Source organism: Streptomyces sp. NPDC052910 (assembly GCF_055585605.1).
In genome coordinates this window covers 1,117,686-1,142,260 of the sequence record NZ_JBVJJR010000001.1, presented here as the reverse complement: position 1 = coordinate 1,142,260, position 24,575 = coordinate 1,117,686, and the positions used below count along the sequence as shown (strand labels likewise).

Sequence of the window (24,575 nt, the reverse complement as noted above, 5' to 3'; positions counted from 1 at the left end):
CCGTGGGCGCGGGGCGGCCGGAACCGTTGCCGTCCGGGCCGTGAACGGTCCTGGCCGGGCCGGGCGCGGGCCCCGAGGCGGGAGTTCACGCGGGAGGGCATTCGGGCGTGCCGCGCCTCGGCGCGGCCGAGGACGCCGTGCCGCCGGCCGTGGCCCCGCGTTCGCACGGTCCTCCGCCGGCGAACGCACGCCGCCTCGGCGCCGTCACCGACGGGCGGGTGACGCGCCATGACCCGGAGCCCGCACCCGAGGACCTGCCCGGGCCCGGAGGCGGCCCGGACGGGAGCCGGTCCCGAGTGGCACCGACGGGTGCCGCCCCCCGGCCCGGTCACCGTGGCGGCGGCCGGCCGAACGGTCGGCGGGAGCCGGTACGGGCGTCGCGCGAGCCGGCGTAGGCGGCACGGCGGAGGGCGGCGAAGCGGGACGGGGGTCGCAGGCCCGGCAGATGGTGGGCGTGGACGTCGTAGCCGAGGGCGGCGCCGGGCGTGGGGTCCCGCGGGTGCTCCCGTGGGCCCGGGCGGCCCGGGTCCGGGTGATCGGGGCCGGCCTGACGCTCCAGGGTGAGGACGGCGAAGGTGCGCCACACCTCCGCCGTCCCGGCGGCGCGCAGGGTGAAGATCAGGGGGCCTTCCGACAGGGCGTGGGAGACCGCGTCCGGGGTGCCCGGCAGGGGACGGCCGCCGGGAGCCGCCGAGGGAACCGCGATCAGCAGCCGGGGGCGGCCCGCCACCCGGTGGGAGACGAGACTGGAGTACGGGCCCGCCGTCGCGGTGCGCCGGAGCACCGGGAGATGACGGGTCATCCGGCCCCGGCCACTGGTGGTGAACAGCAGGTCGAGAGGGCGGCCGGGGCCGCCCGCGTCGTGGACCCGCACCGCCAGGCCGTAGGCGTCGGGCAGTGCGCGCGGCAGGCCGGCCGCCCGGGACCAGCGCGCGGTCACGGCGTACGGGCGGGCGTGTCCAGCCACTCGACGCCCCAGGGCTCGCGTTCACCGCCGCCCGCTTCCCCGGTGACGACCTCGAGGTGGCCGCCGACCGGTACGCCGTCCGGGTGGAAGGCCGGGGCGCCCCGCAGCCCGGCGACGGCGCGGAAGGCGGTACGGACCGCCCGGCGGGCCGTCGCGCGGCCACGGGCGGACCCCGGTTCCTCCGGCTTGCCGGCCGCCGTCGTCGCCTCGGCTCGCGGCCGCGCGTGCTCGCTCATGCCGTGCCGGGTACCCCTCCGGTGGACGCGCATCCGCGACCGGGGCGCGGGATGCCGCCGTGACGGACCGCCGGGCCGCGCGGGAGACGCGCTCCGCGGGGACATCGGGCACGGTGTCGGGAGGAGGCGCCGGGGCGTGCCGGGACGAGGGCGGGGCACGCTCGCCTCGCCCACACCCCGTCCCCCCTGCCCCTGGCCCCGGCGTCTCCACCACCCCGCCACCCCCGCGAACACCCGCACGGTACGTTCACCCTTGCAAGGCCCACCCCGTGGGCAAAGCTCCACGCAAAGGAGACGAGACGACGTGAGCGGCACAGCGACGGACCCGTTCGGTACCGGCCGCCTCCGCCGGGGGGTGCTGGATGCCTGGACGGCGTCGGCGGCCCGGTTCCGGGAGGATGCCAATGCCGAGGAGGACCTGGCGCTCGGCGGCTACCGGGACCGTCTCGTGGTCGAGCTGGCGCAGAACGCCGCCGACGCCGCAGGCCGCGCGGGCGTGCCGGGCAAGCTGCGGCTGACGCTGCACCCGGCGGAGGGTGACGGTCCGGCGGTGCTCGCGGCGGCGAACACCGGGGCACCCCTGGACGCGGCGGGCGTGGAGTCGCTCGCGACGCTGCGGGCGTCGGCCAAGCGGGAGGAGACGGGAGCGGCGGGCCGGTTCGGGGTCGGCTTCGCGGCGGTCCTGGCCGTCAGCGACGAGCCCGTCGTACTCAGCCGTTCGGGTGGTGTCCGCTGGTCGCTGGCGGAGGCGCGCGGGCTGGCGGAGCGGGCGGCGGCCGACGCGCCCGCGCTCGCCGACGAGCTGCGCCGCCGGGAGGGCCATGTCCCGCTGCTGCGGCTGCCGTTGCCCGCGGAGGGCGCGGCGCCCGAGGGCTATGACACCGTCGTCGTGCTGCCGCTGCGCGACGGCGCCGCGCAGGACCTCGCCGAGCGGCTGCTCGCGGACGTGGACGACGCCCTGCTGCTGGCCCTCCCCGGGCTGCGCGAAGTGGTCGTCGAGCTGCCCGGCACCGCACCGCGTACGTTGACGACCCGGCAGGAGGCCGGGCATGTCGTCGTCGCGGACAGCGCGGGGGAGACCACCCGCTGGCGCGTCGAGCGGGCCGGCGGCCGGCTGGACCCGGCGCTGCTCGCCGACCGTCCGGTGGAGGAGCGGCTGCGCCCCAACTGGGCGCTGACCTGGGCGGTTCCGGTCGGGGCCGACGGTGCGCCGGTCCGTCCCCGGACCGCGCCGGTGCTGCACGCCCCGACCCCCACGGACGAGCCGCTGGGCCTGCCCGCCCTGCTGATCGCCACCTTCCCGATGGACCCGACGCGCCGGCACGTGGCCGCCGGACCGCTCACCGACTTCCTCGTGGGCCGCGCCGCCGAGGCGTACACGGCGCTGCTGCGCGAGTGGCGTCCCGTGTCGGCGGGCACCCTCGACCTCGTCCCGTCGCCGCTGGCGCAGAGCCCGCTCGACGCGGAGCTGCGCAGCCTGGTGCTGGAGCGGCTGCCGAGGGTGGCGTTCCTGCCGAGCGCGTCCCCCGCGCCGGACGGAGAAGAGCCGTACGCGCTGCGGCCCGCCGAGGCGGAGATCGTGGAGGGCGCGGGCGCGGACACCGTCGCCGTGCTCGGCGAACTGTTCCGCAGCCTCCTCCCGGCGGGGCTGGAGCGCCGCCAGGAGCTGCGCGCGCTCGGGGTGAGCCGGGTGTCGCTGGGGGAGACCATCGACCGGCTCGCGGGCGTCGAGCGGACGGCGGAGTGGTGGTGGCGGCTGTACGACAGTCTCGCCGGGGTGGACCCGGACCGGCTGAGCGGCCTGCCCGTCCCGCTCGCCGACGGCAACCGCACCGCGATCGGCCCCCGCCAGGTGCTGCTGCCGCCCGCCGACGCCGAGGCGGCGGCCGGCGCGGAGCGGCTCTCCCGGCTCGGCCTGAAGATCGCCCACCCGGCGGCGGCCCACCCGCTGCTGGAGAAGCTGGGCGCCACCCCGTCCTCGCCCCGCGCGGTGCTCACCACCCCCCAGGTGCGGGCGGCGGTCGCGCACTCGCTCGACGCGGCGGAGGCCTGGGACGAGGACGCCCTCGACCCCGACGAACTGGCCGACACCGTGCTCGCGCTCGTCCGCGACGCCCATCTCGCCCCCGGCGACGAGCCGTGGCTCGCCGCGCTCGCCCTCCCCGACGAGGACGGCGAGCTCGCCCCGGCCGGTGAACTCGTGCTCCCGGGCAGCCCGTTCGAGCGCGTCATCCGCCCCGGCGAGCTGGCGGCCTGTGACGCCGCGCTGGCCGAGCGCTGGGGCGAGCAGCCGCTCACCGCCGTCGGCGTGCTGGCGGACTTCGCGCTGGTGCGGGCCACGGACGTGGTCCTCGACCCGGACGAACTGGAGCCGCGCGACGGCGACTTCCCCGAACCCGACGACGCCGGGCTGCTGGACGCCGTCGACGTGTGGTGCGAGGACGTGCTGGACGGGCTCCCCGAGACGCCCGTGCCGCCCGTGGCGACGGAACTCGTCGCCGTCCGCGACCTGGAGCTGGTCGACGACGACGCCTGGCCGCAGGCGCTCGCCATGCTGGCCCGCCCGCCGCTGCGGGACGCGCTCACCGCGCCCGTCCGCGTGCTGCTGCCGGACGGCACCACGCGCAGCGTCCGCCCGTACACCGCCTGGTGGCTGCGCGGCCACCCGGTCCTGGACGGCCGCCGCCCCGCCGGCCTGCGCGCCGCCGGGGGCGACCCGCTGCTGGACGGCCTGTACGAGGAGGCGGACGCGAGCGGCTTCGCGGACGAGCAGGTGCTGCGCGCCCTCGGCGTCCGCACCACCGCCGCGGCCCTGCTGGACGAACCGGGCGGCGCCGCGGAGCTGCTGGCCCGCCTCGCCGACCCGGAGCGCCCGGTGCGCGCCGACCGGCTGCACGCCCTGTACGGTCTGCTGGCCGCGCTCGACCCGGACGAGGTGACGCTCCCCGAGGAGCTGCGGGCCGTCGTGGACGGCGAGGTCCGCGTCGTGGACGCGGCGGACGCGCTGGTCGCCGACGCGCCCGACCTCCTCCCGCTCGCCGCCGGCCTGCCCCTGCTGCCCGTCCGCCCCGACCGTGCCGCGGACTTGGCGGACCTGTTGCAGGTGCGACGGCTGAGCGAGGCGGTGCCGGCGGTGGTGGAGGCGAGCGCCGGGGAACCGCGCGAGGTCCCCGACGGCGTCCGCGTCCTGCTGCCCGACGCGCCGACCACCTACGTCGAGCACGAGGAACTGACGGTCGACGGCGTGGAGTTGGACTGGCGCCTCGGTCCCGACGGTGTCCTGCACGCCACCACGCTGGAGGGCGTGGCCGCCGGCCTCGCCTGGGCGGCCGGCCACTGGGCCCGCCGCTTCGAGGCCGCCGCGTTGCTGGAGGACCCGTCCCGGACGGCGGAGCTGGCGCGGGACCGGTGGTTCGACTGACGCCCGCCCTCAACGGGCGGCTTTCGAACGGTACTTGCGGCGTGTGACGTCGTACGCGGCGGTGGGATGAGGTGCCCGCCTCCTCCTCCGCCGCCGCGTACGGCGTCGTGCCGGGCCCGCCCGCCCGGGTGGTGCGAAACCGGAGCGGGACGGGACGAGCGCGCCCCTCCGGCGCTACGCTGCCCGGTATCCGATCGGACGCACGGGGGTGCCGCATGCCGGAAGTTCTGCTTGCCAGGGAAGGCGATTGGCGCGTCTTCACGCCGGAGGCGCGAGAGGCCGCCGAGCGAAGGAACCTCGGGGAACTGCTCGAGGTGTACGCGCTGCTGAACGGGCTGTCACACAAAAGACCCAACAGGGTCTACGAGTTCGCGCGGGGCGTCGTCCGCCACAACCACGGGAAGCCGGCGCAGGCGTTCCACCTCGACGACATGAGCGCGGTGACCGCGAAGGTCATCCATCGCACGTACAACGGTCAGTTCGACGCGGTGTACTTCACCTTCACGGTCGCCTGCGCGAAAGTCGGTTCGCTGAAGCTCGACGCCTACTACAAGCGCGAGGGTGATCACGGACACCGGTACTACGGGCTGGGTGAGGCGCTCCGCAAACACGTCGCCGCCCGGCGGCTGCCGGCCGACCGGGAACGGCTCCGGCAGGGGCAGGAGGTCTTCTTCGGGGACTTCGGCCTCAGCCACGACGGCCTGATCTGGAAGGGCAAGAAGCGGGTGCCGTGGGAGCGCGTCGGGCCGGCGTGGGTGAAGGAGGGCTGGCTGACGGTGGAACTGGCCGGCGGGTGGACGAAGAAGTGCGCCCGGGAGCTGGGGGACGTGCCGGACTACGAGGTGTTCCTGGCGCTCTTCGCCGAGCTGCGGAGTCCGCTGCCGCCGGGCCCGCTGCCGCGGGTGGGGTGACGCGGGTGGGATGACGCGGGTGAGGTGACGCGGGGGGCGTGGCGGGCCCCGCCGGAGGCCCGGCCGAGGAACCGCGCGGTGCCCGAGCTCGTCTCCTCGTCTGACACAGCCACCCCTCGCGTCCCGTCAGGAGACCCTGTTCCCATGCGCGCTCCCCGTCCCGCCCGCCGCGGACTCGCCGCCGCCGCTCTGGCCGTCACCGCGGCGCTCGGCGCCGCTCCCGCCTCCGCCGCGGCCGCCTCCTCCGGTGCCACCGGCCGGAGCGCCGCCGCGCCGGCCGTCGCCGAGGTGGCGTACACGGCGAAGGAGCGCGCGGAGGCGCTCGCCTACTGGACGCCGGAGCGGATGCGGAAGACCGGCCAAGCCGTGGACCTGGGGAAGACCGGTCCGCTGGCGAAGCCCTGGAAGGGCACGCCGATGAAGACCGTCGGGCGGCTGTTCTTCGTCAACGCCAACGGCGACGACACCTGGTGCACGGCCACCGCCGTGCGCAGCGACAACCGTTCCGTGGTGATGGCGGCCGGGCACTGCGTCCGCCGTCCGGCCTCGCCCGTCAACACGTACACGGACCTCGTGTTCGTGCCGGGTTACGACAAGGGGAAGCGCCCGTACGGCGTCTTCCCCGTCGCCAGGACCGTGACGCCCGCCTCCTGGGCCAAGGACGCCGTCGGCGACGTCGCCGCGCTGACCGTCGACCCGGTCAAGGGGAAGAAGCTGACGGACGCGGTCGGCGGCCAGTCGATCGCGTTCGACCGGAAGCCGGGCGCGAAGGTGACGGCCTTCGGCTACCCGGCGTCCCGCCCGCAGCGCGGCGAGGAGCTGCTGACCTGCACGGGGACGACCAAGGCGGGACCCGACGACGAGGTGGTCATCCCCTGCGACATGGCGGGCGGGTCGAGCGGCGGCCCCTGGCTGGCCGGCTTCGACGCCACGTCCGGGCTGGGGACGCTGGTGTCCGTCAACAGCCACGGCGACTCGCCGGACGGCAGCCGGACGATGTCCGGCCCCCGCTTCGGCACGGTCGCGAAGGCCGTCTACGAGCGAGCGCAGCGCCGCTGAGCCCCGGACCTCGCCGGACGCCGAGCCGGGAAGCTCAGCGAACGCGCCCGCCGCGCACGTGCGACGGGTGCTCGGTGAGCGAGGCCCTGGGGCGCGTGCCTTTCCCGGCCTACGCTGGAAGTACCGATCCGGTCCGGGATCCGGGAGGCCGAGATGACCAGGAAAGTGGCGGACTGCCGCAAGTACCCCAGCGAGTCGAACTGCACGCTCACGATCTCCGGCGAGGAGGACGAGGTCCTGCGGGCCGCGGCCGAGCACGCCGTCTCCGTGCACCGGCACGAGGACACGCCGGAGCTGCGCGAGAAGCTGCGGGACTTCCTGGAGGACGAGCGGCCGTCCGTGTGAGATCACTGCCGGCCGCCCGCCGCGTCACGGCGTGACGGCCGGCGACACCCTCGCCAGGCCGGGAACGGTCCAGGCCGGGAACGGTTCAGGGCGACAACGGTTCAGGACGGCAACGGTTCAGGACGGCAATGGTCCAAGGCGCCGGGTACGGCTCACGCCGGGAACCGCCGTCCCACCCACCGCCAGGCGACCTCCAGCACCACCGCAGCCACCGCCGCGATGCCCACCGCCGCCCACGGCAGCGTCGTCCCCACCAGCTTCAGGGCGAAGAACCGCTGGAGCCACGGCACGCCCAGCACCACCAGGAACGCCACTCCCATCGCGGCGACCAGCAGGACGCGCCACCAGGTGTACGGCCGGGCGATGATCGCCAGCACCCACATGGAGATCAGGAACAGGGTGAGCGTCGCCGCGCTGGTCTCCGCGTCGAGGGAGCCCGCGCCCGTGTAGTGGTGCCGGGCCAGCAGGTACGTGGCGAAGGTGGCGAGGCCCGCGATCAGCCCGGCCGGGACGGAGTAGCGCATCACGCGCCGGACGAAGTGCGGCTTGGCGCGTTCCTTGTTGGGAGCCAGGGCCAGGAAGAAGGCGGGGACGCCGATCGTCAGGGTGGACAGCAGGGTCAGGTGCCGGGGCAGGAAGGGGTACGGCACGCGGGTGCAGACGACGAGGATGGCCAGCAGCACCGAGTAGACGGTTTTGGTCAGGAACAGCGTGGCCACCCGCGTGATGTTGCCGATGACCCTGCGCCCCTCGGCGACCACCGAGGGCAGCGAGGCGAAGCTGTTGTTCAACAGCACGATCTGGGCGACGGCCCGCGTCGCCTCCGAGCCGGCGCCCATGGCGACGCCGATGTCGGCGTCCTTCAAGGCCAGCACGTCGTTGACGCCGTCGCCGGTCATCGCGACCGTGTGCCCGCGCGCCTGGAGTGCCCCGACCATGTCCCGCTTCTGTTGCGGGGTGACGCGGCCGAAAACCGACCCCGCGTCGAGCTCCTCGCCCATCGCCTCGCGCTCCGCGGGCAGCTTGCGCGCGTCGACGGGCGACTCGGCGCGCGGCAGCCCGAGCTTGGCGGCGACCGCGCCGACGGACACCGCGTTGTCGCCGGAGATGACCTTCGCGGCGACCTTCTGCTCGTCGAAGTAGCGCAGGGTGTCGGCCGCGTCGGGCCGCAGCCGCTGTTCGAGGACGACGAGCGCCGTCGGACTGACGTCCTCGGCGACGCGCGGGTCGTCCAGGCCGCGGTCGCGGGCGGCCCGGGCGAGCAGCAGGACGCGCAGGCCCTGGGAGTTGAGCTCCTCGACCTCGTCGAGCGCCCGGTCGCCCTCCCGGAGGAGCACGTCGGGCGCGCCGAGCAGCCAGGTGCCGGAATCGCCGTCGGGGGAGCGGAGTTCGGCGCCGCTGTACTTGCGGGCCGAGGAGAAGGGCAGCGCCTCGGCGCAGCGCCAGCCCTCGCCGTCGGGGTAGGCGTCGACGATCGCCTGGAGGCTGGCGTTGGGGCGCGGGTCGGACTCGCCGAGGGCGCCGAGCACCTGCCGGACGTACGCCTCCTCGGCTCCCCCGGAGGGGGTGCCCCCAGAGAGGAGCCGCAGGTCGGAGACGTCCATGCCGCCCTCGGTGAGGGTGCCGGTCTTGTCGAGGCAGACGACGTCCACGCGGGCCAGGCCCTCGATCGCGGGCAGCTCCTGGACCAGGCACTGCTTGTTGCCGAGCCGGATGACGCCGATCGCGAAGGCGACGGACGTCAGCAGCACCAGCCCCTCGGGCACCATGGGCACGATCCCGGCGATCATCCGCCGGACCGCCTCCCGCCAGTCGTGGTCCTGCACCACGAGCTGGCTGATGACCAGGCCGACGGCGGTGGGGACCATCATCCACGTCACGTACTTGAGGATCCGGCTGATGCCGGTACGGAGCTCGGAGTGGACGAGGGTGAAGCGGGACGCCTCCTCGGCCAACTGCGCCGCGTACGCCTCACGGCCCACCTTGGTGGCGGCGAACGCGCCGCCGCCCGCGACCACGAACGAACCCGACATGATCGCGTCCCCGGGTTTCTTCAGCACCGGGTCGGCCTCGCCGGTCAGCAGCGACTCGTCGATCTCCAGGCCGTCGCTCTCCAGCACCTCGCCGTCCACGACGCACTTGTCGCCGGACCCGAGCTCGATCACGTCGCCGAGGACGATCTCACCCGTGGCGAGGGCGACGGGAGAGCCGTCGCGGCGGACGGTGGGCTTGGACTCGCCGATGACGGCGAGCGAGTCGAGGGTCTTCTTGGCGCGCAGCTCCTGGAGGATGCCGATCGCGGTGTTGGCGACGATGACGAAGCCGAAGAGGCCGTCCTGGACCGGGCCGACGGCCAGGATGATCAGGAAGAGCACGCCGATGATGGCGTTGAACCGGGTGAAGACGTTGGCGCGGACGATCTCCCCCACGGAGCGGGAGGAACGCACCGGGACGTCGTTGACCTCGCCCCGGGAGACGCGCTCGGCGACTTCCGCGGCGGTCAGGCCCGGGTGCCGGGGCTCGGAGTGCCGGGACTCGGCCTGCTGGGACTCGGCCTGCCGGGGCTCAGGGCGCCGGGGCGACGACCGGGCCGCGTCCCGCGGTGTGTCCGCGGCCCGCGTCCCGTCCGCGGGCTGCGTACCGTCCGCGGCCTGCGCTTCACCCGAGGTCTGCGCCGGATCGCTCATGCATCCGACGGTACGGGCGTTCAGCCCGTTTCACCTTCCGAAGGAACGCTTTCGGCCGTCTTGTGCTCGTTCTCCTTCGCCGCCGCGTGTCGCTTGATCGCGGCGTCCCGCCTGCGCACATACCAGACGCCGACGAGGCCGAGCCCGGCGCCCGCCAGGCAGGTCCAGAGCCACCACAGGTGGCCGCCGTCGGAGAGCCGGCCGTAGAAGGGCAACTGGACGAGGAAGAGGACGAACCAGACGATCGTGCCGCCGGTGATGGTGGCGACGACATTGCCCTCCAGGGGCTCCGGCGCCTCGTGCCTGGGTGTCCACTTCGTCATGGCGGCCAGCCTAGTCCGTCGAGGGGCGACGATCTTGGCCGGATCCCTGTCCCTATAGGGGTCTACGCGCGGAGATAGCAATTCGAGGCTTGTTTATTCATACTGAAACGAGTCGGATCTGATCGGTTCCGTTTGTATGAACATCCATTGCGTATCCGATCCGGCCCCCTTCCCACCAGCCGCCCCGTGGGCCTCGGCCCCGGTCCCGTACGTCTGAGGTCCCGCATGTCCTCCTCGGCCACCGCACCGGTCGACGCCCGGCAACCGTCCCCGACGCCGTCCGGCGGTCCGCTCGACCGCTGGTTCCGGATCAGCGAACGGGGTTCGTCCGTCGCCCGCGAACTGCGCGGCGGTCTCGCCACGTTCTTCGCGATGGCGTACATCATCATCCTGAACCCGATCATCCTCGGGGCCGGCCAGGACAAGTTCGGGCACCAGCTCGACAACGCCCAACTGGTCACGGCCACCGCCCTGATGGCCGGACTCAGCACCGTCCTCATGGGTGCCATCGGCAACGTCCCCATCGCCTGCGCCGCCGGTCTCGGCATCAACGCCGTGGTCTCGCTCCAGCTCGCCCCCAAGATGAGCTGGCCGGACGCGATGGGCATGGTGGTGCTCGCGGGACTGGTGCTGATGCTGCTGGTCGCCTCCGGCCTGCGGCAGCGGGTCATGGACGCCATCCCCAACGGCCTCCGGCGGGCCATCGCCATCGGCATCGGCCTGTTCATCTCGCTGATCGGCCTCGTCGACTCCGGCTTCGTCACCCGCAACCCGGACGCCGCCCACACCACCGTCCCGATGGGCCTCGGCCAGGGCGGCCAACTGCACGGCTGGCCGGTGCTGGTCTTCGCCGCGGGGCTGGCGCTCACCTTCATCCTGGTCGTCCGCAAGGCGCCCGGGGCGATCCTGATCGGCATCGTCGTGATGACCTTCGTGGCGATCCTGATCAACGAACTGGCCGTGATCCCGGACGTCAACTGGGGCCTCAGCGTCCCCCGCATCCCCGACAGCGTCGTCGCCACCCCCGACTTCGGCCTCGTCGGCAACATCAGCCTCTTCGGCGGCTTCCACGAGGTGGGCCTGCTCACCGGCTGCCTGTTCGTCTTCACCGTGCTGCTGTCCGGGTTCTTCGACGCGATGGGCACGATCATCGGCGTCGGCGAGGAGGCCGGGCTCACCGACGAGAACGGTCAGCTCCCCAACATGGGCAGGATCCTGATGGTGGACGGCGTCGCCGTCGCCGCCGGCGGCCTCGGTTCCGCCTCCGCCAACACCTGCTTCGTCGAGTCCACCGCCGGCGTCGGCGAGGGCGCCCGCACCGGCCTCGCCAACCTCATGACGGGCGGCCTCTTCCTGCTGGCCCTGATCTTCACCCCTCTGGCGACCGTCGTCCCCTCCCAGGCCGCCACGCCCGCCCTGCTCGTCGTCGGCTTCCTGATCATGGCGGCCAACGTCAAGGAGATCGACTGGAGCGACTTCACGATCGCGATCCCCGCGTTCCTGACGATCGTCTCCATGCCGTTCACCTACTCCATCACCAACGGCATCGGCATCGGCGTCCTCGCCTTCATCCTCCTCCGCGTCGCCGACCGCCGCGCCCGCGAGATCCCCTGGCTCCTCAACGTGGTGGGCGCCTGCTTCCTCGTCTACTTCATGCTCGACCCGATCGAGCGGGCGCTCGGCGTGAAGTAATCGCCCGCCCCCAGCACGGCCACGACGGCCGGGACAGCCGGACACCGGCCGTCCCGGCCGTCGCGCCGTCCGGGGCGGACCGTTGCCAGGGCGCGTGCCCCGCGCCGTGCTCCCCCCTCCGGGTCGTCCCTGGGCCCCCGCTGCTCCCGTGCGCCCGTCCGTGCACACTTTCCTTAGGTGAAATAATGAGTTAATCTAATGAACATGCCGGACCTGTCCCGCACCTCTTCCCCTGAGGTCCCCGATCCCGCGAGAACCCCCTCGGACACCGCTGCCGCCAGTACCGGCACCGACCCCGACACGGACGCCGTCAACGCGTTGCGTTCGGGCGTCATGCGGCTGTCCCGGAGGCTCAAGCACCAGCGGGTCGACGAATCGCTGAGCCCGGCCGAGATGTCCGTCCTGGGCACCCTGGCCCGGTGCGGTTCGGCCACCCCGGGGGAGCTGGCCCGCAAGGAGCACGTCCAGCCGCCGTCGATGACCCGCATCGTCGCGCTGCTGGAGAGCAAGGAACTGGTCAGGCTGGAACCGCACCCCGAAGACCGCCGGCAGAAGGTGGTCACACAGACCGAACGGGCCGAGGCCATGCTCGAAGAGAGCCGGCGCAAGCGCAACGCCTGGCTGGCCGAGCTGGCCGGGCGACTGGACGAGGACGAGTGGGCGACGCTGCGCGCCGCCGCACCGGTACTGGAGAAACTCGCGCACTTGTAGCCCGAGCAAAGGAGGCGAACCCACTTTGAGTACGGGACCCGGAGCAGACTCCGCACCCGCACCGAACCGCCACGACGACGCACGCACCACCCCCCTGACCCGCAAGGGGGGCATGTTCAGCTCACTCAGGATCCGCAACTACCGGCTCTTCGCCGCCGGCCAGGTCGTGTCGAACACCGGCACCTGGATGCAGCGAATAGCCCAGGACTGGCTGGTCCTCGGCCTCACGGGTTCCTCCGCCGCGGTGGGCATCACCACCGCCCTGCAGTTCCTGCCGATGCTGTTCCTCGGCCTGTACGGCGGCGTCATCGCCGACCGGTGCCCCAAGCGCCTCCTGCTCCTCGTCACCCAGGCGGCGAGCGGACTGACGGGCCTCGCGCTCGCGGTCCTCACCCTCTCCGGCCACGTCCAGGTGTGGCACGTGTACCTGACCGCCCTGGCCCTCGGTCTCGTCACCGTCGTCGACAACCCCGCCCGGCAGGCGTTCGTCCACGAGATGGTCGGCCCCGCCGACCTCGGCAACGCCGTCAGTCTCAACTCGGCCAACTTCCAGACCGCGCGGCTCGTCGGCCCCGCCGTGGCCGGTGTGCTGATCACCGCCGTCGGCAGCGGCGCCGCCTTCCTCTTCAACGGGCTCTCCTACGTGGCCCCCATCGCGAGCCTGCTGCTGATGCGCACCGGGGAGCTGCACAAGGCCGAGACCGCCCCGCGCGGCAAGGGCCAGCTCCGGGAGGGGCTGCGGCACGTCCGGGAGCAGCCCGACCTGCTCTGGCCGATCATCCTCATCGGCTTCGTCGGCACCTTCGGCTACAACTTCCCCATCTGGCTCACGGCGTTCGTCAACGACGTCCACCACGCCGGCGCCGGCACCTACGGCCTGCTCAACACCCTGATGGCGGCCGGCTCGCTGGCCGGCGCCCTGCTCTCGGCCCGGCGCGGCAGCTCGCGGCGGCGGGTCATGGTCGGCGCGGCCCTCGTCTTCGGGCTGCTGGAGGTCGCCGCCGCGCTGTCGCCCACGTTCTGGCTGTTCGCCGTGCTCCTGGTGCCCATCGGGATGTTCGGCCTGACGATCAACGTCACCGCCAACTCCAGCGTGCAGCTCGCCGTGGCCCCGGCCATGCGCGGCCGGGTCCTCAGCCTCTACATGATGGTGTTCATGGGCGGCACCCCGATCGGCGCGCCCCTCGTCGGCTGGATCACCGACGCCTACGGCGCCCGCGTCGGCTTCGCCGCCGGCGGTGTCATCTCCGTCCTCGCCGCGGCCGGCATCGGCCTCGGCCTGGCGCGCGCCGCCGGACTGCGGCTCCAGGTCGACCTGCGGCAGGGCCGGCGGCCGGTGCGCTTCGTACCGCGCCGGCCGGCGGAGCAGCGGCAGGAGGCGAAAGCCCTCACGACGGCGGCCTGAGGCGGGGCGACGGGGTTCCCGGGGGCTCGCCCCCGGAGCCCCTCGCCCTCACCCCACCCGTCGCTCCAGCACCTGCCCCGGCCAGTCCCCGACGGTGAACGTCTCCGTCGGTACGAACCCCTGGCCGCGGTAGTAAGCGACCAGCGCCCCGTCGCCGCCCGCGTAACAGTCCACCCGGAGCAGGTCCACGCCCTGCCGCCGGGTCTCGCGCACCGCGTGCGCGAGCAGCGCCGCGCCGACGCCCCGGACCGCGTGCCGGCGGTCGGTGACGAGCAGGCGGACGAAGACCTCCGGCTCCCCGGCCGGCTCGATGTACGGGGAGGGGCGCGGCGCCAGGGTCAGCGTGCCGACGGGTATCCCCTCGTACTCGGCGATCCAGGCCGCGGACGACGCCAGGTTCTCCCGGACCTTGTCGACGGACGCCGGCTGCGTCGAGAACGGTTCGGTGCCCCACTGGCCCGTACGGCCGTGGTCCGTCAGCCACTCGACGGCGCTGTCGAGCATCGCGAGGACCACGGCGAGGTCCTCGACCCCGCCCTTCCTGATGACGAGCCGGTCGGCTTCCCGCTGCGTGATCTCCATCCGCGCGACACTAATCGGCATGCGCCTCTTTGTCGCCGTCATTCCTCCGCCGCCCGCGCTGGACGAACTCGGCCGCGCGGTGGCGGAGTTGCACACCCTCCCCGACAGCGCACGGCTGCGCTGGTCCGCCCCCGTGAGCTGGCACTTCACCCTCGCCTTCCTGGGCGAGACGGACGAGGCGGTGCTGCCGGACCTCACCGAGCGCCTGGGCCGGGCGGCCCACCGCCACCCCGCGCACGAGCTCCGGCTCGCGGGCGGCGGCCGGTTCGGCGACCGCGTCCTGTGGGCCGGCGCGGAAGGCGACGTCGCGACCCTCCGCGCGCTCGCCCGCTCCGCCGGCGCGGCGGCCCGCCGCGCGGGCGTGTCCGTGGACGAGTCCCGCCCGTTCCACGCCCACCTCACGCTGGCGCGGGCCCCCGGGCGTGTCGCCCTCAGGCCGTACACGGAGGCGCTCGCCGGCTTCCGGGGCTCGCCCTGGCGCGCCGAGCGGCTGGAGCTCGTCCGCAGCCGGCTGCCCGGCTCGGGGGTGCCGGGGGAGCGGCCGCGGTACGAGACGGTGCGGTCCTGGGGGCTGGGGTGAGGAGGGGTCGCTTACGGGGTTCGTTACCCTTCCAAGGTGGACCCGAAGACCAGGAACCGGATCATGACCGGGGCGCTTGCCCTGGTGCTCGTCATTGTGGCCGTGGTGGCGGCCGTGCGCTGAATCCCCGCACCCCCGAAACCGCGCTTCGCGCGGTTGTCCTCAAGCGCCGGACGGGCTGATTTCAGCCCGTCCGGCGCTTGAGGACATGGGGGTCTGGGGCGCAGCCCCAGGAAACGGTGAATGGGGGTGCCCCCTCTGGGGGAGGGACCGGGGCAACGCCCGCCGTAGGCGCCCCTGCCTACCAGGCGAACGCCTCCGGCGCCGCCCCCGGCCCGGGAAAGATCTCGTCGAGCGAGACCAGGAGCTCGTCCGGCAGCTCCGACTCCACAGCCTTCAGGGCGGAGCCCAACTGCTCCACCGTCCGCGGCCCGACGATCGGCCCGGTCACCCCCGGCCGGCTCAGCAGCCACGCGAGGGCCACCTCGCCGGGAACGAGCCCGTGCGCGTCCACGACGTCCTCGTACGCCTGGATCCGCTCCCGCACCGCCGTGTTCGCGAGCGCCTCCGCCGACCGGCCCGTCTCGGCCGCGCGGCGGATCGCGCCGCCCAGCAGCCCGCCGCCCAGGGGTGACCAGGGGATGACGCCCAGCCCGTAGGCCCGGGCGGCCGGGATGACCTCCATCTCGGCCCGCCGCTCGACCAGGTTGTACAGGCACTGCTCGCTGACCAGCCCGTACGAGCCGATCCTGCGCGCGGTCTCGTTGGCCTGGGCGATGTGCCAGCCGGCGTGGTTGGACGAACCGGCGTAGAGGATCTTGCCCTGGTGGACGAGGACGTCGACCGCCTGCCAGATCTCCTCCCAGGGCGTCTCCCGGTCCACGTGGTGGAACTGGTAGAGGTCGATGTGGTCGGTGCGGAGCCGCCGGAGGCTCGCCTCCACCGACCGCCGGATGTTCAGCGCCGACAGTCGGGACCGGTTGGGCCACTCGCCCTCCGCCCCCGGTTCGGTCGCGCCGTACCCCTTGGTGGCCAGCACCACCTTGTCCCGCCGGCCACCGCCCTTGGCGAACCAGTCGCCGATGATGATCTCCGTCCGGCCCCGGTCCTCGCGGGAGCCGTAGGTGTTGGCCGTGTCGAAGAAGTTGACGCCCGCGGTGAGGGCGGCGTCCATGATCGCGTGACTGTCGGCCTCGTCGGTCCGCGGTCCGAAGTTCATCGTGCCGAGAACGATCCGGCTGACACTGAGTCCCGTGCGCCCGAGCTGCGTGTACTCCATGCGCCCAGCCAACGCCTTGCGGCGGCCCGGAATCAAGGGTGACCCTTTCGAGGGCGCGGCGGTCCCCCGTGGCGGCACGGGAGGGGTGCGCGCCATGGCGTCCGCGTCTCAGGGGGGGGCCGACGCCGGGGAAACGGACGCTTCGGCGTCCGCCGAACCGTGCTCGCGCGATGATGACGGTATGTCACCCCTCGCCGAGACCGCCGCGCTGCTCGCCGACCGCACCCGGGCCGCGTTCTGCCAGGCCCTGCTCGACGGCCGCGCGTGGACGGCGGGCGAACTCGCCCGCCACGCGGGAGTGCGGCCCTCCACCGCCAGCGAACAGCTCTCCCGCCTCGTCGAGGGCGGCCTGCTCGCTGAGGAGCGACAGGGACGGCACCGCTACGTCCGGCTCGCGGGCCCGGAGGCGGCCGGGCTGATCGAGGTCCTCGCCTCGTACGCTCCCGGCCCGCCCCGCCCGGAGAACCTGCGCGCGTCCGTACGGCTCGGCGCCGAGGCCCGGGCCCGTACCTGCTACGACCACCTCGCGGGACGGCTCGGCGTGACCCTGGCCGACGCGATGACCGCCCGGGGCCTGGTGGCCGCCGACGCCGGACTGGCCGTCACCCCGGCGGGCCGCGCCTGGCTCGCCGACGCCCTCGGCTTCGCGCCCGCGCCGGGCACCCGTCGCCCGCTGGTCAGGAGCTGTCTCGACTGGACGGAACGCCGCCCCCACCTGGCCGGTGCGCTGGGCGCCGCCCTCTGCGCCACGGCGCTCGACCGCGCCTGGGTGCGTCGCGTCGGGTCCGGGCGCGCGGTGAAGGTGACGCCGGACGGGACGGAGGCGTTCCGGGAACTGCTGGGGGTGGAGCTCGGGACGGAGGCGGGGGCGTAGGCGACGAGAGGAGCTCGGGCGTCCGCGTCTTCACGCCGGCGTGGCCGCCTGTACGTCCGACCGCGCCGCCCGTACGCCGGCCTGCCCCCTCGTCGGCCTGGCTACTCCCGTTCCTCCCGCGGCCGGCCGTCCCAGCGCCACCGCGTGAGCCGGTCCCGGCCCGGCAGTTCGCCGCGGCCGGTGGCCCACAGCAGGGTGGCCCAGGGGTCGGTGTCCGTCGGCGCGTCCGGGAACAGCCGGGTGCGGACGCGGGCGCAGACATCGGCGGGCGGATCCCAGACCAGGCCCAGGCCGGCCGCGAGGTCGTGGGTGTGGAGGAGCGCCTCGACGGTGCCCATGGCGGCGAAGCCGGCCGGGTCGGAGGCGCCGAACACGTGGTGTGCCCGCACGTCGGGCGGGGCCGTCCTGGCCATGGCGACGAGCAGGGCGCCGCACGCCTCCAGCACTTGGAGGAGCCCGTCGGGGCCCGCGGTACGGTCCGCGTGCACGACGTTCGCGGGGCCGCCCGGACGCCGGCTCGTCCATACGAACGGGACATCGCCGGCCTGAGGGGGCCGCCGGGGGCCCAACTGGGCGGCGTAGGCGAAGAAGTCGTCGCTCAGGTGCTCGACGGTTTCCCAGCAGGACCAGGCCAGGTCGCCCGCGGGGCGGTCCCAGGCGGCGGGGTCGGCCTGCCGGAGGGTGTCCGAGGAGAGGCGTACGACGAGGGCCAGGTCGTCCGCGGCCGAGGTTCCCGTCGGTGTGGGCGGTGCCGTCGAGGACGCGTCCGAGGACGTTCCGGACGAGGTCTTCGCGGACGGGGTGCTCGCGGACTGGGTGTTCGCGGACTGGGCGTTCGCGGACGAGGCCGGTGCTGCGGTCGGGTGGAGGTCGGGTGTGCGCGCCATGCGGTGAACGTACTTGGCCGTGGGGCCTCTCCGACAGAGGTTCGAGCGGGAGTGGGGGTGAGACGGGAGTGAGAGAGGTCCCGCGGGGCACCCGAGGAAGCGGAGGGCGCCGTCCCGCCCCCACGCGGGACGGTGCCCTTCCGTTCGTCCGGGCGTGCCCCCCGGCGAGCCCTGTCGTCCCCCCTCGGAAACGTCGACAGGACCGCCCGGACCGCGCCGCGATGGCGGCGTGCGGGCCGATGTGGAGGCGGCCCGCCCGGGGAGTGTGAGGCAACCGGAACCGCGCCCGCAAAGCCGTTCGGCCCTGGCCGAATACCCGGCCGGCCGGGGGTCGGGGCGCGCTTACCATAAGTGGGACAACGAGCCCCTTCGCCCGGTACGCACCCATGCGTTCCGCTATGGGGTGTGCCCATGCCCGTGTTACCCGCGCGGCGACCGGAGGGAGGTCGGCCGGCCATGACCCTGCGTCTGCACTTCGAGGCGGAGGACCTCGCCCGGGTCCGCGTCACACCCGTACCCGATCCGCTCGCCGAGGCCACGTTCAGCCTGCCGCTGCTACAGAGCCCCGGCCTGGGCGCGACCGCCTTCGACGGCTGGCGGGAACGGTCCCTGCGACACCTGACCCCCGCCGTCCGGCCCCTGCTGGAACTGGCGCCCGCCGGGCTCGACGAGTATGTGCCCGAGGCGTTCATCCGGGTCCGGGGATCGGCCTCACTGGACGACAGCCTGCGGGCCACCTGGAGCATGCCGCGCCGGATCTGGACGGCCGACCTGTCCGTCACCGAGGAATGGCGCCCCACCGTCCCCCGCTGGATCGGCGACCTGCACACCGGCGACCGCGAGGCCGCCCGGCTCGTCGACCACGGGTTCCGCGCCTACTACGCCGCCGCCGTCGCCCCCTACTGGTCCCAGCTCGCCGCCGCCGTCCACGCCGACCGAACACACCGCGCCCGGCTCCTCGCCGACCACGGCGTCGAACGGTTGCTCGCCGGCCTGCACCCCACCCTGCGCTGGGAGTCCCCGGTCCTGCACGCGCCCTGCACCCTCGACATCGACCTCCGCCTCGGCGGCCGGGGCGTGCTGCTCACCCCCACCTTCTTCCTCACGGCACCCGTACTCCGCCTGGACAGCGCCGACCCCGACGCGCCCCTGGAGATCCGCTACCCGGTCGCCCGCGAACCGGCCGACCACCTCGCCGTCCTCACACCGACCACCGGCCCGCGGCGCCACGGCGAACTCGCCCACCTGGAAGCCCTCATGGGCCGCACCCGCGCCCGCGTCCTCGCCGCCGCCGCGACCGGCGCCAGCACCGCCGACCTCGCCCACGCCGCCGGCGTCTCCCCGCCCTCCGCCAGCGAACACGCCACCGTCCTCCGCACAGCCGGCCTCCTCACCACCCGCCGCACGGGCCCGTCGGTGCACCACACACTGACCCCACTGGGCCGCGCCCTCCTGGAGAACGGGCCGGGCTGACTCGTCAAGGCGACGCCGAGGACGTGATGGACACTCAGGAGCGCTCAGCCGCGACGGCGATGCGGCGCGTTTCCTCCGCGTCGCAGGTACGGACCCACAGAATGATCCTGGCGCCGCCTGCCGCCGTCGTGCGGCACGCCACGAAGCGCTCGTTCAATACGGCTCGCTTGACCGTCTCTTGCGGGTTCTCGTCGACCGGCTCTCCCTCGAGGTCGCCCACGGAGACGACGCGCTCGATGCCGGACAGCCTTTTTCGGATGTCGGCGGTCGAGTGTTCGACTCCGCGCAGCGTGTGACTCTCCTCCGGAGTTTTCTTGAGCGCGACGTCATCGAGTCCGGAATATCGACCGGGCTTGTGCAGCAGCCAGTCGCGACGGCGTGACGGCATGAAGAGGACGGCGTCACCGGGGAGCGTGAACCGGCTGACGGCGCCGGACACCGCCATGGCGTCGTCCTTGCGGGCTCCGGGCGTGCGCATTCCCGCGGACCACGGTGCCAGAAACGCCGCGAGTCCTGCGGCGGCAGTGAGAAGAGCGGTCAGTTTACGGGCGCGGTACCGGCCCGGGTGGCCGACACTGCGAGGGCCGAGAACCCGCTCGAGAGCACTTCCGATCAACAGGGCGAGCCCGGACAGGCAATAGACGACGTAGCGGTCGACGTAATAGGGCTTGATCATGGAGGTGATCAGCAGCAGCGCGGGCGGGGCCGTGAGCAACGGGAAAGCCAGGTGGGACAGTTTGAACGGGCCACGGGACGAAGGGCCGGCAATGACCATCAGCAGGCAACCGGCGGTCGCCACCAGGAGAAACCGACTCCATTCCGAGAGCCCAGGCTCGGAGAGCCATGCGAGCTGGCCGTCCGCTTGCCCCGAGGCCGTCAGCGCGAGAGGAGCGATCCCGGCCGCCACGGCCGCGCATGAGAGGAAAAACGAGCGGAACGCGGGTCGAGGCGCCTTGGCCGCGAGGAGTGTCAACCCGTGGGCGAGCAGCGCGAGAACGGCCATCAAGTTGAACCAGCAGCCCAGTGTGATGACACAGGTGTACCGAATCCACGACGTGGCGGTTCGCTGTTCGGCCGCGCGAATGAGAAACCACGTGGCCCATACAACACATGCCGATACGAGTGCGTACGACCGCCCTTCCTGTGCGTAATGCTGCACCGCGGGGATCACGGCGTAAGCCGTCCCGGCGAAAATGCCCGCGCGAGGGGATACGAGATGGCGTCCGATGGCCGCGACGCCCGCAGCGGCAAGCGATGTCGCGAGTGCGGACGGCAGTCGGAGGGCGGTCAGCCCGCCGTCCCACAGACTGAACCACCCATGCATGAGAAGGTAATAGACCGCATGGACGGCATCGATATTCCGGCTCAGGTCCCATATCTGTGACCAGGGCCGACCCGCTACCGCCACGGTGACGGCTTCGTCCCGCCACAAGGAGCCCTCGCGCTCTATGCCCCAGACTCCGAGCAGCAAGGCGGTCGAAGCGGAAATCAACGGACCAAAAGAACGCCTCCTGGGCGTGCGGTGCGGGGTTCTTCCGTGATGGGACTCATGTTTGGTCGAGGGGCTGACGTAGCGCCCGTCTGTTGTAGGGATGACAGCTCCCGCCCGTGACTTATGGGACGCGTGGAGAGTATGGCGAAATGCGACAACCGAGCCTGGGATACGTATGGTTCGAGACGGGGCCGCCCGCGCAGGGAGCTACCCCGATCGCATGGTTGGGCGGAATTTGTGCTCTTGACGTAGGGGCACGGGATTTTGCCGGTAGCGGCAGCGATGCCGCCACCTGCGCGGTCAGGGACGCTCGGCCCGACGTCGGAGATCAAACATGGTGGCCGGGGAATGGCTGAAGTGAGTGGCTCCATCCGGTGCCAATGACGGCGGTACCGGCCGGTGGCGTTGCCGGGGGCGTCCACATCAGGACAGTTGGGAACGTGTGGCGTGGTGTCCGTGATGTCGGGCCCGCCCCGCCGCCCCTCCCCCCGGAGCGGTTGCCGTGGAGGGAGTGAGCGGAGGACAGCCGGGCTCGTCCGGCGTTTCATGCCTTCCGGGCCGGCAGCCGATCGGCGACGCACACCGGGTGGGGCGCGGCCGGGGCGGCGGGGACGGTCAGGCGCCGCGGCCCGGGCGGGTGCCGATGACGACCGTGGCGTCGCGCTCGTCGCAGGTCGCCAGGCGCGGCACGAGGCCGCCCGCGGCGAAGTGGGCCATGGAGCGCGTCGCCTGGCGCCGGCTCGTCTCCGTCAGCAGCCGGCCGCCCGGGGCCAGCCAGTGGGCGGCCTCGGCGACCACGCGGCGCTGTACGTCGAGCCCGTCGGACCCGCCGTCGAGCGTGACCAGGGGCTCGTGGTCGCGCGCTTCCGGCGGCAGCAGGGGGATTTCGTCGGTGGGGACGTACGGGACGTTGGCCACCAGGATGTCCACCCGGCCCCGGAGGTGGGCGGGGAGTGGGGTGTAGAGGTCGCCCTCGTACACCCGCGCCGCCGGGCCCAGGTTGCGCCGGGCGTAGCGGACGGCGGCCGGTTCGACGTCGGCGGCGTGCAGTTCGAGGGTGCCCAGGGCCGCCGTCAGCGCCGCGCCCACCGCGCCGGAGCCGCAGCACAGGTCGAGGACGACCGCGCCGGGGCGGGCCGCCGTGACGGCCAGTTCGACCAGGAACTCGGTGCGGCGGCGGGGGACGAACACCCCCGGGCCGACGGCGACGCGAAGGCCGGCGAACTCGGCCCAGCCGACGACGTGTTCCAGGGGAACGCCGGAAACGCGCTGGTCCACCAGGGCGTCGAGGGCGGCCGGGCCGTCCGCCGCGGAGTGCAGCAACTCGGCCTCCTCCTCGGCGAAGACGCAGCCCGCGGCACGCAACCGGGAAACGACGGAGGCGAGAGGTGCGGAGGAGAGAGAAGGGGAAAGAGAGGATGTCGCTGACATGAGGGCCTTCCGGGGAATCAGAAGGGCACTCTCCGACGGCGCGACGCCTACGCGGCGTCCGCGGTCCTCCGAGGGGAGAGCACCCGAAAACCTGCCACTGCGGTGATCGGTCCCACCTCCTCGGGTCGTGCGCGGTCCTTGCCAGCGTCACTGTACCCGACGGACCGTCCGGCGGCCGGACGGAGCGGAGTGCCTTCCCCCGCCGCCGGAACGCCGTCGTCCGGCGGTCGGGTCAGGGCAGATCGCGGCGTACGAGCGCCCGCGCGAAGGGCTCCCCCGACCGGCGGGCGTACGTCATGTGCTCGCGGACCTCGAAGAGCGTCCGGGGCCGGTAACCGGGGCCCTCGTCGCAGCAGTCCGTATGGAAGCGGACGCCCGCGTTCAGGAGGACGGAGAGCGTGCGCCAGCCCGCCGCGTCCCTGCGGCGCGGCGGCTGGAACGCGGCCCCCGCCTCGATCAGCGGCTCACCGCAGCGCGGACAGCGCCGTTCCTGTTCGCCCGGCCCGAGCCGCGACTGCTTGTAGGAGGCCCGGCAGGGGAGGCAGACGTGCGAGGTCTTCGCGGGAGGCATGGGGGAGAGGTTAGGCGCGCCACCGGCCCGGCGGCGAACGGTTTCGCGGGGCCGGGGCCGGGGCCGGGGGCGGGCGGCGGCCGGGCCGGGGTGTTCCGGGTGTGGGCGGCGGCCGGGCCGGGGAGTTCCGGGTGTGGGCGGTGGGGCCAGGGTGCTCCGGGGGGAGGGCGGCAGGTCCGGGGCGCTCCGGGAGTGGGGGGTCAGGCCAGGGTGCTCCGCAGGGCCTCCACCGTCGCGCCCGCGCCGCTGTCGCTCTCGGCCGCCTCCTCCAGCGCGGCGGTGAGGGTGGCCTCGTACGTCGCCGTGGCCTCGGCGTGCCGTTCGCGGCCCGCGTCCGTCAGGACGGTGTAGACGCCACGCTTGTCGTCGGCGCAGACGTCGCGGTAGGTGAGGCCGGCCGCGTGCAGTCGGCCGACCAGGCGGGTCACGGAGCTCTGGTTGAGGCCCAGCCGGTCGGCCAGCTCCTGCATCCGCAGCTCGCTCCGGGGCGCGGCGGCCAGGAAGCCCAGCGCCCGGTACTCGGAGAGGCCGAGACCGTGCCGGCGCTGGAGCGCGGTGCTCAACCGGTGCTCGACGTGGGCGTGGAGGGCGAGGAAGCGGTGCCACATCCGGACGTCCGCCGACGTGGTCGGGGCATCGGACGGCGTGGAGGGGGGCGACGGCCGGGCCGGCCTGACGGCGGGTGCGGGCATGGGTGGCTCCGGATGGGTCGTGGGACGGCGTTGACACCAGATTACTTGCATGTGCATGCTTCTGCCTGCCGCAAGAAGCATGCACGTACATGCAAATAATTACCCAGTGCTCGGAGGAGCCGGAACCATGGCCTGGATCTACCTGCTCGTCGCGTCCGTCTTCGAGGTCGTCTTCGCCCTCGCCACCAACGCCACCGACGGATTCACCCGGTTGGGGCCCTCCCTCCTCACCGCCGGGGCCGCCGCGGGCGGCATCTTCTTCCTCAGTCTGGCGCTCAGGACGCTGGACGTCGGCGTCGGTTACACCGTCTGGACGGGCATCGGATCCGTCGGCACGGTCGTCTTCGGCTCGGTGATCTTCGACGAGCCGGTCGGCGCCTGGAAGGTGCTCGCCTTCGTCCTGATCATCGGCGGGGTGCTCGGCCTCAAGGTCGCCGACGGGTTCGGCGGGCGCGACGGCGCGGACGAGGACGAGGCCGGCGGAGAGGACGCGCCCACCGGCCGGCGACGGGCACCGGCCTCCGCCTGACCCGCCCGTCCGCCGCTCGCCTTCTCTCCTCACCGCAGCACCACTTCCCCAAGGAGCACCGTCATGGCCTGGGTCTTCCTCGCCGTCGCCATCGTCTTCGAGATCGCCTTCGCGCTGGGCACCAATGCCACCAAGGGCTTCACACGGCTCTGGCCGTCCGTCTTCACCCTCCTCGCCGCCGCCGGGGGGATCTTCACCCTCAGTCAGGCGCTCAAGACGCTCGACGTGGGCGTCGGTTACACGATCTGGACGGGGATCGGCTCCATCGGCACCGTCGTTCTCGGGGCCGTCCTCTACAAGGAGAAGATCACGCTGCCCAAGCTGCTCTCCTTCGCGGCGATCGTCGCCGGAGCCGTCACGCTCAAGCTGGCGGCCGGCGCCTGAGCCCCGGCGTACGGGGTGTGACCTGCGCCCCTGTGCTGTATGAA

The 24,575-nt window shown here is 73.5% G+C and carries 23 protein-coding genes; 12 read left to right on the top strand and 11 right to left on the bottom strand.

Going from position 1 to position 24,575, the window contains the following annotated elements:
* Window positions 1-328: 328 nt before the first annotated feature.
* Both ACZ6X9_RS04865 and ACZ6X9_RS04860 read right to left on the bottom strand, forming a co-directional pair.
* Window positions 329-967 carry a phosphodiesterase gene (locus ACZ6X9_RS04865; RefSeq protein WP_469776455.1) on the bottom strand — a complete coding sequence of 213 codons (639 nt, stop codon included), beginning with the start codon at window positions 965-967 and terminating at the stop codon, window positions 329-331.
* A complete protein-coding gene (locus ACZ6X9_RS04860; protein WP_469776454.1) occupies window positions 937-1,203 on the bottom strand; it encodes a hypothetical protein in 267 nt (88 codons plus the stop codon). The genes ACZ6X9_RS04865 and ACZ6X9_RS04860 overlap by 31 nt, the downstream gene beginning before the upstream one ends.
* Before the next feature lie 304 nt (window positions 1,204-1,507).
* Between ACZ6X9_RS04860 and ACZ6X9_RS04855 the strand changes: the two genes are divergently transcribed.
* The 4 genes from ACZ6X9_RS04855 (at window position 1,508) to ACZ6X9_RS04840 (ending at window position 6,939) form a co-directional block, all read left to right on the top strand.
* The gene (locus ACZ6X9_RS04855) at window positions 1,508-4,624 is read left to right on the top strand and encodes a sacsin N-terminal ATP-binding-like domain-containing protein (protein ID WP_469776453.1); all 3,117 of its coding nucleotides are present in this window, start codon (window positions 1,508-1,510) and stop codon (window positions 4,622-4,624) included.
* A gap of 215 nt (window positions 4,625-4,839) precedes the next feature.
* Entirely contained in the window at window positions 4,840-5,535 is a 696-nt protein-coding gene (locus ACZ6X9_RS04850; RefSeq protein ID WP_469776452.1) for a DUF6585 family protein, read from the top strand.
* A 144-nt stretch (window positions 5,536-5,679) separates the two neighbouring features.
* Window positions 5,680-6,594, top strand: a complete 915-nt coding sequence (locus ACZ6X9_RS04845) for a trypsin-like serine peptidase (protein WP_469776451.1) — start codon at window positions 5,680-5,682, stop codon at window positions 6,592-6,594.
* A gap of 153 nt (window positions 6,595-6,747) precedes the next feature.
* Window positions 6,748-6,939 (top strand): DUF1059 domain-containing protein, encoded by a 192-nt coding sequence (locus ACZ6X9_RS04840; RefSeq protein WP_469776450.1) that lies wholly within the window; start codon window positions 6,748-6,750, stop codon window positions 6,937-6,939.
* Window positions 6,940-7,091: 152 nt separating this feature from the next.
* On the opposite strand, the gene ACZ6X9_RS04835 is transcribed toward ACZ6X9_RS04840, so the two are convergent.
* Both ACZ6X9_RS04835 and ACZ6X9_RS04830 read right to left on the bottom strand, forming a co-directional pair.
* Entirely contained in the window at window positions 7,092-9,626 is a 2,535-nt protein-coding gene (locus ACZ6X9_RS04835; RefSeq protein ID WP_469776449.1) for an HAD-IC family P-type ATPase, read from the bottom strand.
* A 20-nt stretch (window positions 9,627-9,646) separates the two neighbouring features.
* Window positions 9,647-9,949 carry a DUF2530 domain-containing protein gene (locus ACZ6X9_RS04830; RefSeq protein WP_469776448.1) on the bottom strand — a complete coding sequence of 101 codons (303 nt, stop codon included), beginning with the start codon at window positions 9,947-9,949 and terminating at the stop codon, window positions 9,647-9,649.
* Window positions 9,950-10,174: 225 nt separating this feature from the next.
* On the opposite strand from ACZ6X9_RS04830, the gene ACZ6X9_RS04825 reads away from it, so the two are divergent.
* From ACZ6X9_RS04825 to ACZ6X9_RS04815, 3 genes are all read left to right on the top strand, one after another.
* Entirely contained in the window at window positions 10,175-11,641 is a 1,467-nt protein-coding gene (locus ACZ6X9_RS04825) for an NCS2 family permease (RefSeq protein ID WP_469776447.1), read from the top strand.
* Window positions 11,642-11,845: 204 nt separating this feature from the next.
* Complete coding sequence (locus tag ACZ6X9_RS04820; RefSeq protein ID WP_469776446.1) at window positions 11,846-12,352, top strand: MarR family winged helix-turn-helix transcriptional regulator; 507 nt, start codon at window positions 11,846-11,848, stop codon at window positions 12,350-12,352.
* Window positions 12,353-12,377: 25 nt separating this feature from the next.
* A complete protein-coding gene (locus ACZ6X9_RS04815; protein WP_469776445.1) occupies window positions 12,378-13,757 on the top strand; it encodes an MFS transporter in 1,380 nt (459 codons plus the stop codon).
* Window positions 13,758-13,805: 48 nt separating this feature from the next.
* On the opposite strand, the gene ACZ6X9_RS04810 is transcribed toward ACZ6X9_RS04815, so the two are convergent.
* Window positions 13,806-14,339 (bottom strand): GNAT family N-acetyltransferase, encoded by a 534-nt coding sequence (locus tag ACZ6X9_RS04810; RefSeq protein ID WP_469776444.1) that lies wholly within the window; start codon window positions 14,337-14,339, stop codon window positions 13,806-13,808.
* A 19-nt stretch (window positions 14,340-14,358) separates the two neighbouring features.
* Here ACZ6X9_RS04810 and thpR point away from each other — a divergent pair, with 19 nt between their 5' ends.
* Entirely contained in the window at window positions 14,359-14,919 is a 561-nt protein-coding gene (gene thpR, locus ACZ6X9_RS04805; RefSeq protein ID WP_469776443.1) for an RNA 2',3'-cyclic phosphodiesterase, read from the top strand.
* Between the two features lie 301 nt (window positions 14,920-15,220).
* Here the strand turns inward: thpR and ACZ6X9_RS04800 are convergent, their stop codons facing one another.
* Entirely contained in the window at window positions 15,221-16,198 is a 978-nt protein-coding gene (locus ACZ6X9_RS04800; RefSeq protein WP_469776442.1) for an aldo/keto reductase, read from the bottom strand.
* A gap of 181 nt (window positions 16,199-16,379) precedes the next feature.
* On the opposite strand from ACZ6X9_RS04800, the gene ACZ6X9_RS04795 reads away from it, so the two are divergent.
* Entirely contained in the window at window positions 16,380-17,072 is a 693-nt protein-coding gene (locus ACZ6X9_RS04795) for an ArsR/SmtB family transcription factor (RefSeq protein ID WP_469776441.1), read from the top strand.
* A gap of 101 nt (window positions 17,073-17,173) precedes the next feature.
* On the opposite strand, the gene ACZ6X9_RS04790 is transcribed toward ACZ6X9_RS04795, so the two are convergent.
* Window positions 17,174-17,959, bottom strand: coding sequence for a hypothetical protein (locus ACZ6X9_RS04790; protein ID WP_469776440.1), 786 nt, complete (start codon window positions 17,957-17,959; stop codon window positions 17,174-17,176).
* 456 nt (window positions 17,960-18,415) lie between these two features.
* Between ACZ6X9_RS04790 and ACZ6X9_RS04785 the strand changes: the two genes are divergently transcribed.
* A complete protein-coding gene (locus ACZ6X9_RS04785; RefSeq protein WP_469776439.1) occupies window positions 18,416-19,432 on the top strand; it encodes a helix-turn-helix domain-containing protein in 1,017 nt (338 codons plus the stop codon).
* Between the two features lie 34 nt (window positions 19,433-19,466).
* Here the strand turns inward: ACZ6X9_RS04785 and ACZ6X9_RS04780 are convergent, their stop codons facing one another.
* The 4 genes from ACZ6X9_RS04780 to ACZ6X9_RS04765 all read right to left on the bottom strand — a co-directional run bounded on the left by ACZ6X9_RS04780 (window position 19,467) and on the right by ACZ6X9_RS04765 (window position 23,618).
* The gene (locus tag ACZ6X9_RS04780) at window positions 19,467-20,924 is read right to left on the bottom strand and encodes a glycosyltransferase family 39 protein (RefSeq protein ID WP_469776438.1); all 1,458 of its coding nucleotides are present in this window, start codon (window positions 20,922-20,924) and stop codon (window positions 19,467-19,469) included.
* Between the two features lie 615 nt (window positions 20,925-21,539).
* A complete protein-coding gene (locus tag ACZ6X9_RS04775; RefSeq protein WP_469776437.1) occupies window positions 21,540-22,355 on the bottom strand; it encodes a putative protein N(5)-glutamine methyltransferase in 816 nt (271 codons plus the stop codon).
* A 232-nt stretch (window positions 22,356-22,587) separates the two neighbouring features.
* Window positions 22,588-22,926, bottom strand: a complete 339-nt coding sequence (locus ACZ6X9_RS04770; RefSeq protein WP_469776436.1) for a deoxyxylulose-5-phosphate synthase — start codon at window positions 22,924-22,926, stop codon at window positions 22,588-22,590.
* A 200-nt stretch (window positions 22,927-23,126) separates the two neighbouring features.
* Window positions 23,127-23,618: a MarR family winged helix-turn-helix transcriptional regulator gene (locus ACZ6X9_RS04765; protein ID WP_469776435.1), complete on the bottom strand. Its 492-nt coding sequence runs from the start codon at window positions 23,616-23,618 to the stop codon at window positions 23,127-23,129.
* 127 nt (window positions 23,619-23,745) lie between these two features.
* Between ACZ6X9_RS04765 and ACZ6X9_RS04760 the strand changes: the two genes are divergently transcribed.
* Both ACZ6X9_RS04760 and ACZ6X9_RS04755 read left to right on the top strand, forming a co-directional pair.
* Window positions 23,746-24,147, top strand: coding sequence for a DMT family transporter (locus ACZ6X9_RS04760; protein ID WP_469776434.1), 402 nt, complete (start codon window positions 23,746-23,748; stop codon window positions 24,145-24,147).
* 63 nt (window positions 24,148-24,210) lie between these two features.
* Window positions 24,211-24,531 (top strand): DMT family transporter, encoded by a 321-nt coding sequence (locus tag ACZ6X9_RS04755; protein WP_469776433.1) that lies wholly within the window; start codon window positions 24,211-24,213, stop codon window positions 24,529-24,531.
* The last annotated feature ends 44 nt before the right edge of the window (window positions 24,532-24,575 follow it).

Coding starts and splice junctions, on each gene's coding strand:
- ACZ6X9_RS04860 (WP_469776454.1), bottom strand. CDS start 1,203: ATGAGCGAGCACGCGCGGCCGCGAGCCGAGGCGACGACGGCGGCCGGC.
- ACZ6X9_RS04850 (WP_469776452.1), top strand. CDS start 4,840: ATGCCGGAAGTTCTGCTTGCCAGGGAAGGCGATTGGCGCGTCTTCACG.
- ACZ6X9_RS04845 (WP_469776451.1), top strand. CDS start 5,680: ATGCGCGCTCCCCGTCCCGCCCGCCGCGGACTCGCCGCCGCCGCTCTG.
- ACZ6X9_RS04840 (WP_469776450.1), top strand. CDS start 6,748: ATGACCAGGAAAGTGGCGGACTGCCGCAAGTACCCCAGCGAGTCGAAC.
- ACZ6X9_RS04835 (WP_469776449.1), bottom strand. CDS start 9,626: ATGAGCGATCCGGCGCAGACCTCGGGTGAAGCGCAGGCCGCGGACGGT.
- ACZ6X9_RS04830 (WP_469776448.1), bottom strand. CDS start 9,949: ATGACGAAGTGGACACCCAGGCACGAGGCGCCGGAGCCCCTGGAGGGC.
- ACZ6X9_RS04825 (WP_469776447.1), top strand. CDS start 10,175: ATGTCCTCCTCGGCCACCGCACCGGTCGACGCCCGGCAACCGTCCCCG.
- ACZ6X9_RS04820 (WP_469776446.1), top strand. CDS start 11,846: ATGCCGGACCTGTCCCGCACCTCTTCCCCTGAGGTCCCCGATCCCGCG.
- ACZ6X9_RS04810 (WP_469776444.1), bottom strand. CDS start 14,339: ATGGAGATCACGCAGCGGGAAGCCGACCGGCTCGTCATCAGGAAGGGC.
- thpR (WP_469776443.1), top strand. CDS start 14,359: ATGCGCCTCTTTGTCGCCGTCATTCCTCCGCCGCCCGCGCTGGACGAA.
- ACZ6X9_RS04800 (WP_469776442.1), bottom strand. CDS start 16,198: ATGGAGTACACGCAGCTCGGGCGCACGGGACTCAGTGTCAGCCGGATC.
- ACZ6X9_RS04795 (WP_469776441.1), top strand. CDS start 16,380: ATGTCACCCCTCGCCGAGACCGCCGCGCTGCTCGCCGACCGCACCCGG.
- ACZ6X9_RS04790 (WP_469776440.1), bottom strand. CDS start 17,959: ATGGCGCGCACACCCGACCTCCACCCGACCGCAGCACCGGCCTCGTCC.
- ACZ6X9_RS04785 (WP_469776439.1), top strand. CDS start 18,416: ATGACCCTGCGTCTGCACTTCGAGGCGGAGGACCTCGCCCGGGTCCGC.
- ACZ6X9_RS04775 (WP_469776437.1), bottom strand. CDS start 22,355: ATGTCAGCGACATCCTCTCTTTCCCCTTCTCTCTCCTCCGCACCTCTC.
- ACZ6X9_RS04770 (WP_469776436.1), bottom strand. CDS start 22,926: ATGCCTCCCGCGAAGACCTCGCACGTCTGCCTCCCCTGCCGGGCCTCC.
- ACZ6X9_RS04765 (WP_469776435.1), bottom strand. CDS start 23,618: ATGCCCGCACCCGCCGTCAGGCCGGCCCGGCCGTCGCCCCCCTCCACG.
- ACZ6X9_RS04760 (WP_469776434.1), top strand. CDS start 23,746: ATGGCCTGGATCTACCTGCTCGTCGCGTCCGTCTTCGAGGTCGTCTTC.
- ACZ6X9_RS04755 (WP_469776433.1), top strand. CDS start 24,211: ATGGCCTGGGTCTTCCTCGCCGTCGCCATCGTCTTCGAGATCGCCTTC.